The sequence below is a fragment of the Tenacibaculum sp. TB-53 genome, assembly GCF_059716285.2.
Map to the genome: position 1 here is coordinate 1,209,095 of NZ_CM202790.1, position 15,601 is coordinate 1,224,695.

Sequence of the window (15,601 nt, forward strand, 5' to 3'; positions counted from 1 at the left end):
ACAACAAGTTAAGCCCTTTTTTTAGTTGAAATACAGATATCTGTAGTTTAATGGTATTAATGTTTAGATGTTGTTGGTTTTTTAGTATCTCTTAAAAGAAAATAACTTAATTGTAAACTTAATAATAGTGTCATTGCTAAAATTTGCATATTTACCACTTGACCTAATGTGTTATGATACAAGACTATAAAGATAATTTGTAGTAACCCAAAAATACCAGATGCTACGACTGGTATGTATTTATCTAAAGATAGATAATAGTATGCAAAAACGTTAGATATTGCAAAAACTCCCGTAGCAAGTGCGTACTTCCATAATAAAGGAGCTATAGCTATATAATCTTTCCCAAATAATATTAATACAACTTCTTTAGGAAAAAGAGAGCATACAGCAACTAATACCATAATTAGCAATGAAATATAACCTACATTTTTTAATAAAATTGAACGTGTGGGTTTGCCTTCCTTTTTTAATTGTACTACTTTTGGTAACAATAACATTACAAACATCCACGTTACAAAATAAACCACCCTACCTATTAAAGCTAGTGAAGCATATAAACCTGCATCATAAGTCTCAAAATAATGTTTTACCAATAAAATATCACTATTGTTAATAATTATTTGAGTAAGCTCATAAAAAACAGTAATTAAAAAAAAGCTACGTATCATTTTTCTTTGAGATACACTTAATTTAATTTCTTTTATTGGTTTTATCTTTTGAATCTTGAAAGGTATTAACCCAAATAAAAAAGAGCAAAAAATACCTATTGCAATAAGTATTGATGAATCTATTTCTAAAAAATATAATAATATTAGTGTAAACACCAGTCTACTTATCATTTCTAATTGATAAGTAACTGCTAAAGCTCCAAATTTTTTTTTACCCTGAAAAAAACCTCTATTAATACTCATTAAAAAGTATAATGGAACCCCTACTCCAAAAATAACGAACATATTAGATGTTGTTGTTTTAAAAAAAAGTTGTAAGTCTTTAGAATAATAAACTATTGCTATACCTAAAACAACTCCAGATATGACAGCTATTCTATTCATCTTATAAATAAACGACTTAAGAATTTTTTGCTCAAATATCACAGAAAATTTTGCTGTAACTAATTGAAAAGTCATAGCGACAAAAGAAAACACTAATAAAAAAGTTATCATAATTGCTGCATCAGCAAACTTTTCTGGCCCAAGAATTCTACCTAGTAATAGGTTATAAATATAATTTCCTCCATTTACTAAAAGAGCACTTATCATAAATAAATGCTCTGAGTTAATTCTATAATTATTTTTTGTTATTGCTATCATACTGATTGCTATTTTGTTGTTAAGCTACTTGTGAAGAATAAAAATGATCATAAACTTCTTTGCATCCATACCCTACTACAGAGAACATTTTATGCTGTTTTAATGCAATTGCCATTAATGTTTTAATAGCATTCAAGCCTGTTACTCCAATCTCATTTACGTTATCAATGTTAATTACAACATTTTTACACTTTTCTATACAGTACTCAAAATGAATTATGAAAGATCTAACTGTTGTACTGTTAATTTTTCCGTTTAAATAAAAAGTTCCGTTGTTTTCTGAAATTTGTAAAGCCATGATTTAAAGTTTTTATAGGTTATTAACACTACAAATATCTCCTTAATATCCTCAAAAAAAACAGTTTATCGACGAAAAACAATTTACTTTCGATGAAAGATTAAATACTAATGCTTAACTTGCATTAACAAAAAAATAATATGAAACTTAAATATATTGCCCCTCTAATATTTTTTTTTATTAGTCTACATAGCCTTGCTCAAGACATGCAACAAGGTTACACATATTTAGAGACAGGTAAATACGATAAAGCTCTTGCATTTTTTAAAGAAATTCTTAAAACATACCCAAACAATAAAACTGCAAACTTATGTTATGGAAGAGCTGTTGGATTAAACGGAAATCCAACAAAAGCTGTTTTATTATTTGAAAATTTATTAAAAAAATTTCCTAATGATTTTGAAATTAAGATAAATTATGCAGAATCATTATTATGGGATAACAATTATACCTTTGCTAAAAAATATTATGAACAATTATTAAGAGAAGCTCCAAAAAACTTTACAGTACTTTTAGGTTATGCCAACACCTTATCAAACTTAAAAAAATACAAAGAAGCATTAATTTACATTAACAAAGCATTAATCATTTCCCCAAAAAATAATAATGCTTTATTATCTAAAAAATATATTCATTTAGGTTATGCTAATTTCTTAAAAAATAACCATAAATACACTATTGCTGAAAACTACTTAAAGAAAAACTTACATTTTTTTCCTAATGATAAAGAAACATTACTCAATTTAGCAGAACTATATCTTATTTCCAAACAATTAAAAAAAGCTGAAGAAACATACCTCGCTATTGGTAATAATCCCCAAAATTATTTAATTTCTTTAAATGGTTTATCACTCACAAATCATTTAAATTTTAAAGAAAAGGAGTCCTTAAAAATTAGTGAAAAAGCTATTAAAAATATACATATAACTACCGATGCTAAAACTATAAATCAAACAAAAGAAAGATATATACAAGCTTTGATTTGGAATCAAAAGTATAGTTTGGCTGAAAAAGAAATAAATAAACTGTTAGCTACAAAAGAAACTCCAGAAAACTGGATGCTTTCTTTAAGGGCTACCTTAAATATTTATAAGAGTAATTTTAAAAAAAGTCTTACTGACTATAATACTATTTTAAAAAAAGACACTGCTTCTTTTGACGGTAATCTTGGTAAGGCTAACACATTAAAAGCTCTTGGTTATTATAAAAAAGCTTACAATAGTGCATACAGAACTCTACAGATATATAACAACCAAAAAGATGCCTTAAATTTTATAAATAATTTAAATAAAACCTTTACTCCTTTTACAGAAACTAAAGTATTATACTCTTTTGATAATGGTAATAATAACGCTTATTCTTTTTTAACCAACGTTGAGTTTCCAGTAAATACTAAACTTAAATTTTCAGCTAATTATACCTACAGAACAACTAATAATTCTGATACCGAAGATGAGGCTACTTCCAATAACCTTTTACTAGGAGCTTCTTATCAACTTAAAAACAACATTACTCTCAATGGTAGTATTGGAATAACTTCTTCTACCACAAAGGTAAATTCTTACAAACAGTTACTTACAGATGTAAGCTTACACATAAAACCTTTTAAACTTCAAAATTTAAGTTTTGCTTATAAAAGAGAGGTTCAAAATTTTAATGCTGCTTTGATAGCAAGAGAAATTGTTCAAAATAATTTTGTTGTTAATTATAACTTAAATACTAACTTTAATTTGGGATGGTTTACACAATATTATTACACTTCACAAAATGATAATAATAAAAGAGATTTACTTTTTACATCTTTATACTACAATGTATTAAAGAGACCTTCTTTAAAGATAGGTCTTAATTATCAATATATTTCTTTTAAAAATCAAGTTCCAATACTGTATTTTAGTCCAGAAGAGTTTAACGCTTCTGAGCTCTTCTTAAATATAATTAAAAATGAAAATGATACTAAAACACATAAATGGTTTTATGAATTAACAGCAGCTGTAGGTTATCAATTTATTGAAAATAACGAAAAACAAAGTACTTACCGTCTTCAAGGTAAAATAGGTTATAAGTTAAATAGAAGAAGTTTTTTGAACGTTTTTGGAAATCAAAGTAATATTGCATCTACTACAGCTGCTGGTTTTGTTTTTTCTGAGATTGGAATTCGTTTTAAATGGTATTTATTCAAAAAACCTCTTTTTAACAGTCAATTATTTTAATTTTTTATTCTACTAATAATTTAACTGTTTTATACTTTTGTTTTGTTCCTATTATTTTACATAAATATATTCCTGTTTTAAGATCTCCTTTTATAAAAGAAACTATATTCTCTCCTATTTTAGCCTCAAAAGTTATAGTTTTTACTATCCTACCCATTGAGTTATATATATTAATATTAACCAATTCTTCATACTTTGAGTTAAAATAAATTTTAGATACTGTTTTTACAGGATTAGGTACTACTTTAACTTGATTAGTTTGTAAGTTAAAGTTTGACACCTCTAATTTACTATTTTTAGAAAAATAAACATCTTGTAAATTCATTTCTTTAACTACCATACTGCCATCATCTGAAGTCATTGTAAATGTTATTGTAGTTATATCGTTTAATAATAGTTCTTCTCCATTTTTTGACTTAAATTCTGAAAAAGGAATTTTAAACTCATTTAACTCATCAGTCAATAATATTGTTGTTTTAAATTGATTTTCCCATGATGTTATACTTTTTTTCAATAAAACTATTTCTACATTACCATTACCTCTTGCTTTAAAGTTAAAACTATTGTAGTCAGATAAATCTACAGCGCTAAAACGTGGAGTTAATGCTCTATATGCAGCAAAATAACTTTCTGTTGTTGCCTTTAAGTATATATTCCTCTCTATAGGGAAATCATCTTCACTAAATTTATTTTTATTTTGAAATACGTTATAATCTACTATTGTTGTGTTTTCTTGTGAGTCATCAACCCCCCAAGGACCATCAGACATAAATAAATCATCTGGAGTAGCAATACCATCACCTATTCTAAAACCTATATCAAATAAATTTCCTGTTGGTACTTTTATATTTGTAATATAATTTTCTTCTAAATTTAATGGTTGACTTGCTTTATTAAAAACATCTGTTTCCGTTCTTCTAAACCCTGAGTCAAAAGTTACTTTATCACTCTTATTTGTATTAATTATTTCTAGATCAAGTATTCCATTAACATATTTACCTTTTCTAACAAAAACTGTTGGTGCAGACGATAAATAATAAGCTGAAATTGGTTTTACTACTTCTAATAAATTAATTACTTCATCAGCAAGAAGATATAAATCATCTAACGAGTTTGACCATATTTGAAAATTATAAAAAGTAATATCTTTTTCATATTTATCTAAATTCCAATGGCTTTCTATAGAAAAATGGGTTTCATTATTTGTTGCTTTAGCTGATAAGCTTAACACAAACTCAACTGTATTATCAGCATTTCTTATTAGTGATTTTATAAACTGTTTTCCTTTAATTTCAATTGTTGATACTGAAACTAACTCTGCCCCTAGTAAACGATCACAGATATATTTTGAATGTTCATAAACTCCATTTTCGGTTTTCATTGCTAATATAGAAGCTACAGGAACATCGTTTTTCATATAATCTACTGAATAAATTTCTGTAGCATTTGTAATAGCCAACAGGTCTATTGGTGTTGATTCTATTACATTATCTTCCTTTATTACTTCTAAAGGGATGAAACTTTCTAACATAATTTCTCCTTTTGACCTCTTGCTATACTTTGCTGACTTTTTTAATTTTCTTGCACTTGCTCTATTAAATTTATAATTTACCTTGGTTCTATTGTAGTTCCTCTTATTAATTAATTCAGATAATCTTCCATTACTTTCCAATCCTCCTTCATTACCTCCAGATGTAGGAGCTAACATTACTCCACATACTCCAAAACCTGAACATGACGGATCTTGACAATCTACTAATCCATCTCCATCATCATCAATCCCATTATCACATATTTCTTGTGGCACTGGTGCAGTTGGGCATCTAGCACCATCGTTACTAGCACTTGATGGTCCAAAAGCAAATAAATTTGACTCAATATCGGTAGGCAGCTTTATATCTTGTACATTTTGAATTACGTAAATTGTTCCTGTTTGATTTGCTGATACGTAAAAACGCCCTGATAAATCAAAATATACTGCTCCATAAGTGTAATTTAGCCCTGAAAGAATTGGTACTACTCCTAGTGCTTCAACTTCATAAGTTCTTGGATTTATTCTGTATAAAATATTTGTTTTCTTTTCTACTGCGTATAAATTTCCATCTACCGCATTGAAGGCCCAATCGTGAATGTTGATATTTTGAGATAATGTTTCGGTTTCTAGGTGTTTTTCATATGTTGGCGAGTTAGGGTTTAAATCTATTTTGTAAAAAGTAGTCCCTCCTCCTTTTAAAAAATATACTCCCTCTGAGCTAATATCACCTACATACCTATTATTTGTTGGTAATTCATTTATATATAAAGTTGTTGTTGAAAAATCTTTTCCAATACGAACAATAGTTTTTTCTGGACTAGTTAAAGACCCCCAAATATATCCATCAGTTGGATTATAGGCTGCTGCATTTATGTTTCCTTGGGTAATATCTTCTTTAACTAAATAAGAATTTCCTGATGCTAAATCAATAGAATAAACATCGTTATACTGAAATAAATATGCATCGTACACACAATTAAAAGGCTCCTGTGCTATGCTTGAAAAAGAAAGTAATATTATTTTAATGTATAATATTTTTTTTAATAGTATAGTTTTGTTTTTCATAATATTTTGTGTTTGATATATCACAAAACTATGACTATTAATACTTTAAAAAGTTTACAACACGTTGTATTAGTTATTAGTATAGACGAAATGCATTTTTATTTAGATGGAATGCTACAGTAAATCTAAACGCTTCATTAACTCAGGTCTTTTTGATCTACTTACAGGAACAACATCTTTTTTTATTAAAACACTATTATCTTCTATATCTATAATTTTTTTTAAGTTAATTATATAAGAACGATGTACTTTTAAAAACAATGTATCAGGCAACTTTTCTTCTATTTTTTTTAGTGTGGAATGTACTATATAATTTTTTTCTTCTGTTTTTATATTTATATAATCTCCTTTAGCCTCTACTAAATATATTGAAGGTAAATCTATTTTAATAAGGCGCCTATCTATATTTATATAAAAATCATTTTTTACTTCAGTAGGTGAAGCTATTTTTTCTAATGGTTTTTCTATATTTTTCTTATGAGCTTTTTCTACTGATTTTTTCAAACGGTTAACATCCAATGGTTTCAATAGATAATCAATTATACATTCATACTCAAAAGCTTCAATTGCAAACTTAGGGTCAGATGTTGTAAGAATAACTAGGGGTGGTGATTTTAGGGTTTTTACAAAATCTAAACCAGTAAAATCAGGCATGTGAATATCTAAAAAAACAAGATCTACCTTGTGCCCTTCATTTAGAAATTTAATTGCTTGTAAAGCATTAGAAAACTCTCCTAATACATTTATAGTACTTATATCATCACACAAAGTTTTGATAATAGTTCTTGCTAACTTTTCATCATCAATAATAATACAATTCATAAAATTTAAATGGTTTTCAAATAATTTGTTATTATAACTAATATTTTTTCGAACTCATCAACTTTATCAATCTTATTATCTCTTAAATTATGTTCAAATTCATTAGCTAATTCATAACTTTTTTCAAGACCTAAAATACTAATTTTATGTTTAATTCTATGAACATTATCTTCCAATTTTTTACAATCTCTCTCCTCTAAGCTCTCGTAATAATCATTTTTTTCTTCTGGAAATTCAGTCTTTATTATATCTATCAATGTATTTTTTATTGACTCATCTCCTCTTGCTAACTCATTAACATAGTTTAAATTCGGGGTTTCCATACTTATTATTTTGGGGGCTTCTACTTTTTATAAAATCTAAAATAATAATTTTATATGAAAACTCATATTAATTTTCGTTTTATCGCAATACAAAAACCTGATTTAAAAACATATACATATATTTAAGTTAGCTACATCAGAGCAAGCTTATGAAGTATTTATAAAAAAAGTTCTTAATTTTCGACGCAAACATCGTAGTATTTATCCTAGTTGCGCTTAATGTAATATTTTATTTTTTTATGGTAAAGTAAAACGTTGTACCGATACCTAATTCACTTTCTAACCACATTGTTCCTCCATACAACTGTACTATTTTCTTTACAATAGAAAGTCCGATACCTGTTGACTCTTTACTTTCTTTTAAAGAATGAAATATTTTAAAAATACGATCATGGTATTTTTTTTCAATTCCAATTCCGTTATCTTGTACTGAAAACTGATAAAATGAAGGTTTTTCTGTAAAGCTTATGTTTATTACTCCTTTTTCTTTATCTGAAAATTTAATTGCATTACTTATTAAATTTTGAAAAAGTTGCTGGTATTTAATAGAGTCTCCTTTTACAGTAGGTAACTCTTCTAGGACATTTATAAAAATGTTTTCAGGTATATATAGTGTTTGAATTAAGTTATTTATGATTATATTTAAATTTACTTCTTCTTTTTCTCTTACCTCTGAGCCTGCGCTAGAATACTCTAGAATACTAGAAATTAAATTCTCCATTGTTTCTAAAGTGTCTCCTATCAAATTAAAGTTTTGAAGGGTAGTATCATCTAATTTACCCTCATTATCTGTTTTTATCCAAGAAACTAAAGCATCAATACTTCTTAATGGAGATTTTAAATCATGAGAAACAACATGTGCGTATTCATTTAGCTCATTATTACTTTTCTCTAATTGTTTTAAAAGTTGTAAATTTTCTTTTTCAGCCTTTTCTCTCTCTCTTAAGTTTATAGCACTCTTTAATTGCATAGATACAAGACTTGCTATATTTTCTAATGTATGTAAGTTTTCTTCTCTGTAATAATTTTTTTCTTCGTGTTCAGAATCAATAACACCTATCACCTTACCTTCACTAATTATAGGAACTGCTATCTCAGAATATCTAACCTTTTCACCAACAACGTATCTATCATCTAAAGAAGTATCGTTTATAATTTCGCCTTTTCCTGTTTTTGCAACACTTCCAATAATACCTTCTCCAATTGATAAAACATCCTTAATTATCTCTCCTCTATCTAGTCCAAAACTATATGAAGCAATCTGTTCTAATGTGTTATTATCATTGTTTAACAAATATATTACACAGTCTTGAGAGTCTAAATATTCAGCTATTTTTTCAGTTACTTCCCAGGCTATTTCATAAATATCATCTTTTCCTAAAATAGATTTAGCCAATTCATTAATCATATCAATAATTAATGCTCTTTCCCTTTGTAATGTTATATCCTCTATGATAGCAACTTGAAATTTTGTTTGTCCTAGAGCATCATTTACAGAGTTTACATTAACTCTAGCCCATAAAATAGAACCATCTTTTCTTTTATATCGTTTATCTATCACATAATTATCTATTTCGTTTCTTTCCATCTTACCTAAATGGTTCATAGACAACGAAACATCATCTTTAAAAGATACTTCTTTAATAGTTAATCCTGCAAACTCCTCTTTAGAATACCCTAAAAGTTCTTCTATAACTTTATTTGTTCTTATAACTTTACCGTCTTTGGCTAATGCTATTCCTAAAGATGAATTTTCAACAATTATATCTAACTCTCTCTTCTGCTCTTCAATTAACTCTGTTGCTCTCTTACTTTCTGAAATGTTTCTAATAATTCCTTGTGCAGCTATTTTTTCATTCTTTTTATTATAAATTATACTGGCATTAATTTGAACCCATTTTACCTTTTTATCCTTACTAATAATTCTGGAAGTGTAGTTTGAAAAAGTACCTGTTTCGTACAGTTTACCAAACGACTCAAAAGCATATACTGTGTCTTCAGGATGTAGTAAAGATTTTACATTTAAATCTTCTTTTGATATATCATAGCCAAAAAGTTCTTTAGCAGCATCGTTCATTGTTAAGACATTCCCCTCTAGATCCATAACTAGGTAAGAGTCGTTAATATTTTCAAAAACTCCTTTTAGTTGTGAAGACTTCTCATTTAATAATTCCTCTAACTTTTCGTTTGTTTTTTTTAGTTTTTCAGAAATTAAAAATAATTCTCTAGATTTATCTTCTAATATTTTTTCAGCTATTTTTCTTGCTGCCTTTTCTCTTTTTAAAGCTCTTTTTAATATCTCTATTTCATTTTGACTCATTAATTTTTATTGATAATAAATTTAACTTCTGTTCCGTCTTCTTTAATCTTTTCTAATATTATTGTTGCACTACTATTAAAATGTTCAAATGTTTTATTCATTAAACCTAATCCGAAATGATGCATTGCTCTATTGGACTTATAAATCATTACTAATGATGTGTCTGTTCTACTTTCAACTATAAAAGTGGGTAATTCTGCATCTGGATAAATTTTTCTCACCTCTACATGAATATGATTTTCTATTGAAGAAAGCATTTCTATGGGGTCATTAAAAGACTCTAAAAGTCCAGAATAACTTTCTTTCAAAACACTAAAAAAATGTTCCGCATAAATAAGTAACAAATCATCTATAGAAACACCTGTATTCGAGCTTAGGTTTTCAAGTAATTGTAACATTTCAGAAAAACTATAAGTTCCTATAGAAGTATATATCCCATCAGATTCTAACTCTGATTGGGATATAATTTTATCTACCATTTCTAAACCAAATTTTTCTTCTACTAAATCTAAAAACTCTGTAAAAACAATTCCTTTCATTAATTATTTTTTAATTCATTAATAGCCCAATACGACAATGTTATATCTATTTTTGTAATATAATCTTCATACTTTAAAGGCTTTAAAATGTACCCTGAAATACCTATTTTATAACACTCTACAATGTCTTTTTTATTATTAGACGTTGTTAATACAATAACTGGTATGTGCCTAAAATCTTCATTTTTTTTAATTATTGATAAGAACTCAATACCACTTATTTTCGGCATATTCAAATCAAGCAAAATTATATCAGGATCAAATCCTTCATTTAACTTTTCCAGTGCTACATCGGCTGTCTTAGCCTCTATTATTTTATGCTTTAGCTTAAGTAATGAAACTGTCCTATCCATTTTCATTACTTCAATAGTATTATCTTCTATTAAAAGGACATTAAGATTTTTCTTCATTTTGTTTTCTGATATATTTATTAACTATACCAATATTAATGCAAATTCTTAACACTCCATCTAAAAATAGACTACTTATACCTAACTATCGATGAATGAACAAAAAGTATCGATGAACATTTTGAACAATTTTCATACAATATATAAAAAAAATAATACTGTTACAAATTAAGCATTTCTCTTTAGTCTTTTTTTGTTAGTTTTATAAAGACTTATAATGAAACGCTTTTTATTCATAACAACAGTCTATTTATAATTATGGAAAATCAAAATAAAAAAGACAAAAGCAAACAACCTTCTGCAGAACCTCCTTATAAACTATTAAGTTTAAGAACTGGTGCTCCGAAAGATTGGGCTGCGGGTATTCCCGGAGTTACTAACGCTATAAAAAGTTTAATTAAAGATAAAACTCTAACGCGAGGAGGAAAAGCTTTATTTAAAATGAATCAGTTTAATGGTTTTGACTGTCCTAGTTGTGGCTGGCCTGATCCAGATGATGAACGATCACCTATTGCTGAATATTGCGAAAACGGAGTTAAAGCTTTAGCAGAAGAAGCTACTAATAAAAAAATTACTGCTTCCTTCTTTAAACAAAACTCTATTGAAGAATTAACCAACTTGAGTGACTATGAAATAGGTGGTTTAGGGCGACTTTCTGAACCAATGTACTTGCCTAAAAATGGTACACATTATGAACCTATTAGCTGGGACAATGCTTTTGCTAAAATTGCTGAACACTTAAATAAATTAGAATCTCCAAATAATGCTGCTTTTTATACTTCTGGAAGAACAAGTAACGAAGCTTCTTTTGTATATCAACTTTTTGTACGTGAATTTGGAACAAATAACTTTCCTGATTGTTCCAATATGTGTCACGAAACCTCTGGTTTCACCCTTGCCTCAGTTACAGGGATAGGAAAAGGAACAGCCACTTTAAAAGACTTCTACGATACTGATATCATTATGATTATTGGTCAAAATCCAGGAACGAATTCTCCACGAATGTTAAGCGCTTTAGAAAAAGGGAAAAAGAATGGAGCTAAAGTTATTGCTGTTAATCCTCTTCCCGAAGCTGGTTTAATGGGCTTCCGAGATCCTCAAAAAATAAGTGGTATTTTAGGAAAAGGTATCCAACTTGCCGATTTACACCTTCCCGTTAAAATTAATGGAGATTTAGCACTGCTAAAAGCTATCGAACGCTTACTATTTCATTTTGAAAAAGAAACCCCAGGTAAAGTTTTCGATCAAGAATTTATCAAAAATAAAACAGTTGGTTATAACGATTTAATTAAGCAAATTGAAAATTATGACGTAGATGAATTAGCAAGTATATCTGGTGTTCTAAAAAAAGATATTCAAAAAGCTGCTGAAATGTTAGCTTATAAAAACCGAATTATCATTTGTTGGGGAATGGGGCTTACGCAACAACCTAACGGGGTTGATATTTTAAAAGAAGTTCTGAATCTCTTATTTTTAAAAGGAAGTATTGGTAAACCCGGAGCGGGTTCTTGTCCTGTAAGAGGTCATAGTAATGTACAAGGAAACAGAACAATGTTGATTAATAATCATCCTTCCCAAAAACAATTAGATAAACTTAACGAAGTTTTTGGTTTTAACCCGCCAAGAGAGAACGGTTACGATGTAGTTGATACTATAAAAGCAATGAATGAAGGAAAAGTTAAAGTACACTTTAGTATGGGAGGTAATTTCTTGTCTGCTACTCCTGACACCACCTATACTACAAACGGATTAAGACAACTAGACTTATCTGTTTCTGTTTCTACTAAACTTAATAGAACCCATTTAATTCATGGAAAAGAAGCTTTAATTTTGCCTACTATTTCTAAAAGTGAAATTGATATGATTAATGGTGAGCATCAGTATACAAGTGCTGAAAATGCCATGGGAATCGTAGAGTGGTCTAAAGGAGTATTAAAACCAATATCTGACAAACTTATCAACGAAACTCATATTGTTTGCCGTATTGCAAAAGCTACTTTAGGAAGTAAAAGTGTGGTTGATTGGGATCGTTATATGAATAGTTATGATGCTGTGAGAGATGATATTGAAAAATGTATTCCAGGTTTTGACAATTACAATGTTCGTGTAAAACAAAAAGGCGGATTTTACTTACCTAATGCGGCTCGTGAAGGACGGTTTAAAACTAAAGAGTTTGGAGATCGTGTTCCATTTTCTATAACCACATTGCCTAAAAACACATTGGCTGATGATGAGTATTTAATGGCTACGGTAAGAACTCATGATCAGTTCAATACTACTATTTATGGATTAGATGATCGTTATCGCGGAGTTTATAATGAGCGTCGTGTAATTTTTATGAATAAAAGAGATATTGAAAAAGCAGGATTTAATGCAGGTGATAAAGTAGACTTGTACAATTATGATGACAATACAGAGCGTATTGCTCCACTATTTATTATAGTTGAATATCCTATTCCTGAAAAAAACACGGTTACTTATTTTCCGGAAACTAATGTTTTAGTGTCAATTCACAATACTGTTAAAGGTAGTAATATGCCTGCCTCAAAGCATGTAAAAATTAAAATAAAAAAACACAATACTGCTCTTATTAACCAAGAAAAGTAGTTACTTATAATAAACTATCTTAATTTTGCTTAATTATTGAACATTAAATGACAGTAGAAGGTTTAGTAGGAACTTATGATATTATAGGCAGTAATCAAGACGAAAGCGATAACACCTACAAAGGCACACTCTCTTTAACTCTTGATAAAGACAACAGAATTATTGCCAAATGGCTTATTAACAAGCAACAAGAACAATTTGGTACCGGTTTCTTTAAAAAAAACATTTTAGTTATTAACTTTAACTACAGAGGCGATGATAACACTATATATAAAGGAGTCGCTGTGTACTCTTGCCTTTCTAAAAATATCTTAGATGGATTTTGGTCTGAAAAACACGGAAATCCCTTATTTCTAGGAGAAGAACGCTGTTTTAGAATACAAGAACAACCCGAGTTAATTAATTAAATATGCAGTGTCCATGTAACCCTAATAAAAAATACAGTGATTGCTGTCAAAAAGCACATCAAAATATTCATTCAGCTACCTCAGCTGAAGCTTTAATGCGTTCAAGATATAGTGCTTTTGTTTTAGCAGATATTAATTACCTACAAAAAAGTCACCACAGCAGTACCAGACCTTCTAAGCGAGAAAAGAAAGAGATTTTAGCTTGGACAAAAGCTGTTAATTGGATAAAGCTAGATGTGCTGCACGCTACAGAAACCACTGTTGAGTTTAAAGCTTTTTTTATGGAAAATAGTAGTATCGATGTAATTCACGAAAACTCTATTTTTTGTAAAGAAAATGACCATTGGGTATATCTTGGTCAAAAATAAGACTGTCAAAAATGTCATTTCAACCAAAGGGAGAAGTCTTTTGTTTGTTACTCATTTTTGAAAGATTACTCCTCGTCCCTCGTTCGAAATGACACCTTAGACAGTTTTATCTATTTTACACCAAGAACTCAAATAAATTAGGTTTATCGTTTAGGTATTCACCATAAAAGTTTCGCTGTTTCATTCGATGAATTAATGGTTGCAGATCTTCTTTTTTCTCTAGTTCTATACCAACAACAGCAGGACCATTTTCTCTATTGGTTTTTTTAGAATATTCAAAAAAAGTAATATCATCATTTTCACCCAATACCTCAGCTACAAACTCTTTTAACGCACCTGCACGTTGTGGAAAACGAACAACAAAATAGTGCTTCAATTTACTGTATAACAATGCACGTTCTTTTATTTCAGCGGTACGAGTAATATCATTATTGCTCCCACTAATAACACACACTACATTTTTACCTTTCAATTCTTCTTTGTAAAAATCAAGTGCACTTATCGTCAAAGCTCCAGCAGGCTCAACCACTATTGCTTCTTTGTTATACATTTCTAAGATAGTTTGACACACTTTTCCTTCAGGAACGGTAATCATATTCGATAAGTTGTCTCTACAAATTTTATAGGTCAACGCTCCTACTTGTTGTACTGCTGCACCATCAACAAACTTATCTATGTTTTCTAATATGACATTTTTGTTTGCTTCTAACGATTTTTTCATAGAAGGCGCTCCTGCTGGTTCTACTCCTATAATCTTTGTTTTTGGAGATACTAACTTAAAAACACTTGATAGACCAGAAGCCAATCCTCCACCTCCGACAGGTACAAAAACATAATCGATAAATTGTTGTGATTGTTCTAAAACCTCCAAACCAACTGTGGCTTGTCCTTCAATAATTTTTTCATCATCAAACGGATGTACAAACGTTTTTTGTAAACTATCCGATAAGAGTTTTGCTGCTTTATAAGCGTCATCAAACGTATCACCTATCAATCGAATATCTACAAAATCACCACCAAACATTTTCACCTGTTCTACCTTTTGTTTTGGTGTTGGTGCAGGCATATAAATAGTTCCGTAGATTTCTTTTTTTCTACATGCTAAGGCAACTCCTTGTGCATGATTTCCTGCACTAGCACACACAATTCCATTTGCCAGTTCCTCTTCTGTTAAAGAACTAATTTTATTATAAGCCCCTCTAATTTTATACGAACGAACTTGCTGCAAATCTTCTCTCTTTAAAAAGATATTAGCATTGAATTGTTGTGATAAGTTAAAATTTTCTTGCAACGGAGTAACCGCCACAACTTCTTGTAAAGTTGTAGCAGCTTGCTCTATTGCTTCTAATTTAGGAAAATACGTTTCTTTTTGAACTTCCATA

Annotated in this window: 13 protein-coding genes; 4 read left to right on the forward strand and 9 right to left on the reverse strand. The window is 28.9% G+C overall.

Annotated features, from left to right (window positions below; translation table 11 throughout):
* Positions 1-56 precede the first annotated feature (56 nt).
* Positions 57-1,313 (reverse strand): oligosaccharide flippase family protein, encoded by a 1,257-nt coding sequence (locus tag AC3VJB_RS05460; RefSeq protein ID WP_437824846.1) that lies wholly within the window; start codon positions 1,311-1,313, stop codon positions 57-59.
* A gap of 19 nt (positions 1,314-1,332) precedes the next feature.
* Positions 1,333-1,611, reverse strand: a complete 279-nt coding sequence (locus AC3VJB_RS05465; RefSeq protein WP_159491304.1) for an STAS domain-containing protein — start codon at positions 1,609-1,611, stop codon at positions 1,333-1,335.
* Between the two features lie 206 nt (positions 1,612-1,817).
* On the opposite strand from AC3VJB_RS05465, the gene AC3VJB_RS05470 reads away from it, so the two are divergent.
* The gene (locus AC3VJB_RS05470) at positions 1,818-3,824 is read left to right on the forward strand and encodes a tetratricopeptide repeat protein (RefSeq protein ID WP_497666870.1); all 2,007 of its coding nucleotides are present in this window, start codon (positions 1,818-1,820) and stop codon (positions 3,822-3,824) included.
* A 4-nt stretch (positions 3,825-3,828) separates the two neighbouring features.
* On the opposite strand, the gene AC3VJB_RS05475 is transcribed toward AC3VJB_RS05470, so the two are convergent.
* The 6 genes from AC3VJB_RS05475 to AC3VJB_RS05500 form a co-directional block, all read right to left on the reverse strand.
* Positions 3,829-6,423 carry a T9SS type A sorting domain-containing protein gene (locus AC3VJB_RS05475; protein ID WP_073183563.1) on the reverse strand — a complete coding sequence of 865 codons (2,595 nt, stop codon included), beginning with the start codon at positions 6,421-6,423 and terminating at the stop codon, positions 3,829-3,831.
* A 114-nt stretch (positions 6,424-6,537) separates the two neighbouring features.
* On the reverse strand, positions 6,538-7,245 hold the full coding sequence (locus AC3VJB_RS05480) for a LytR/AlgR family response regulator transcription factor (protein ID WP_073183565.1): 708 nt from the start codon (positions 7,243-7,245) through the stop codon (positions 6,538-6,540).
* A 5-nt stretch (positions 7,246-7,250) separates the two neighbouring features.
* The gene (locus tag AC3VJB_RS05485; protein ID WP_047788966.1) at positions 7,251-7,568 is read right to left on the reverse strand and encodes an Hpt domain-containing protein; all 318 of its coding nucleotides are present in this window, start codon (positions 7,566-7,568) and stop codon (positions 7,251-7,253) included.
* Between the two features lie 229 nt (positions 7,569-7,797).
* Positions 7,798-9,888, reverse strand: a complete 2,091-nt coding sequence (locus AC3VJB_RS05490) for a PAS domain-containing sensor histidine kinase (protein WP_281979852.1) — start codon at positions 9,886-9,888, stop codon at positions 7,798-7,800.
* On the reverse strand, positions 9,888-10,427 hold the full coding sequence (locus AC3VJB_RS05495) for a heme NO-binding domain-containing protein (protein ID WP_047788968.1): 540 nt from the start codon (positions 10,425-10,427) through the stop codon (positions 9,888-9,890). The genes AC3VJB_RS05490 and AC3VJB_RS05495 overlap by 1 nt, the downstream gene beginning before the upstream one ends.
* On the reverse strand, positions 10,427-10,837 hold the full coding sequence (locus tag AC3VJB_RS05500; protein WP_047788969.1) for a response regulator: 411 nt from the start codon (positions 10,835-10,837) through the stop codon (positions 10,427-10,429). The genes AC3VJB_RS05495 and AC3VJB_RS05500 overlap by 1 nt, the downstream gene beginning before the upstream one ends.
* A 258-nt stretch (positions 10,838-11,095) precedes the next feature.
* On the opposite strand from AC3VJB_RS05500, the gene AC3VJB_RS05505 reads away from it, so the two are divergent.
* The 3 genes from AC3VJB_RS05505 to AC3VJB_RS05515 are packed head-to-tail and all read left to right on the forward strand — an operon-like array spanning position 11,096 to position 14,219.
* Positions 11,096-13,444: an FdhF/YdeP family oxidoreductase gene (locus AC3VJB_RS05505; RefSeq protein WP_437824851.1), complete on the forward strand. Its 2,349-nt coding sequence runs from the start codon at positions 11,096-11,098 to the stop codon at positions 13,442-13,444.
* A 47-nt stretch (positions 13,445-13,491) separates the two neighbouring features.
* Positions 13,492-13,851: a hypothetical protein gene (locus AC3VJB_RS05510; RefSeq protein ID WP_497666871.1), complete on the forward strand. Its 360-nt coding sequence runs from the start codon at positions 13,492-13,494 to the stop codon at positions 13,849-13,851.
* Between the two features lie 2 nt (positions 13,852-13,853).
* On the forward strand, positions 13,854-14,219 hold the full coding sequence (locus tag AC3VJB_RS05515) for a YchJ family protein (protein WP_437824853.1): 366 nt from the start codon (positions 13,854-13,856) through the stop codon (positions 14,217-14,219).
* A gap of 115 nt (positions 14,220-14,334) precedes the next feature.
* Here AC3VJB_RS05515 and ilvA read toward each other — a convergent pair whose 3' ends face one another.
* Positions 14,335-15,600: a threonine ammonia-lyase IlvA gene (ilvA, locus tag AC3VJB_RS05520; RefSeq protein ID WP_497666872.1), complete on the reverse strand. Its 1,266-nt coding sequence runs from the start codon at positions 15,598-15,600 to the stop codon at positions 14,335-14,337.
* Position 15,601 lies beyond the last annotated feature (1 nt).

Excerpts from the sequence above, each read along its gene's own strand:
- AC3VJB_RS05460 (WP_437824846.1), bottom strand. The coding sequence starts at position 1,313 with ATGATAGCAATAACAAAAAATAATTATAGAATTAACTCAGAGCATTTA.
- AC3VJB_RS05465 (WP_159491304.1), bottom strand. The coding sequence starts at position 1,611 with ATGGCTTTACAAATTTCAGAAAACAACGGAACTTTTTATTTAAACGGA.
- AC3VJB_RS05470 (WP_497666870.1), top strand. The coding sequence starts at position 1,818 with ATGCAACAAGGTTACACATATTTAGAGACAGGTAAATACGATAAAGCT.
- AC3VJB_RS05475 (WP_073183563.1), bottom strand. The coding sequence starts at position 6,423 with ATGAAAAACAAAACTATACTATTAAAAAAAATATTATACATTAAAATA.
- AC3VJB_RS05480 (WP_073183565.1), bottom strand. The coding sequence starts at position 7,245 with ATGAATTGTATTATTATTGATGATGAAAAGTTAGCAAGAACTATTATC.
- AC3VJB_RS05485 (WP_047788966.1), bottom strand. The coding sequence starts at position 7,568 with ATGGAAACCCCGAATTTAAACTATGTTAATGAGTTAGCAAGAGGAGAT.
- AC3VJB_RS05490 (WP_281979852.1), bottom strand. The coding sequence starts at position 9,888 with ATGAGTCAAAATGAAATAGAGATATTAAAAAGAGCTTTAAAAAGAGAA.
- AC3VJB_RS05495 (WP_047788968.1), bottom strand. The coding sequence starts at position 10,427 with ATGAAAGGAATTGTTTTTACAGAGTTTTTAGATTTAGTAGAAGAAAAA.
- AC3VJB_RS05500 (WP_047788969.1), bottom strand. The coding sequence starts at position 10,837 with ATGAAGAAAAATCTTAATGTCCTTTTAATAGAAGATAATACTATTGAA.
- AC3VJB_RS05505 (WP_437824851.1), top strand. The coding sequence starts at position 11,096 with ATGGAAAATCAAAATAAAAAAGACAAAAGCAAACAACCTTCTGCAGAA.
- AC3VJB_RS05510 (WP_497666871.1), top strand. The coding sequence starts at position 13,492 with ATGACAGTAGAAGGTTTAGTAGGAACTTATGATATTATAGGCAGTAAT.
- AC3VJB_RS05515 (WP_437824853.1), top strand. The coding sequence starts at position 13,854 with ATGCAGTGTCCATGTAACCCTAATAAAAAATACAGTGATTGCTGTCAA.
- ilvA (WP_497666872.1), bottom strand. The coding sequence starts at position 15,600 with ATGGAAGTTCAAAAAGAAACGTATTTTCCTAAATTAGAAGCAATAGAG.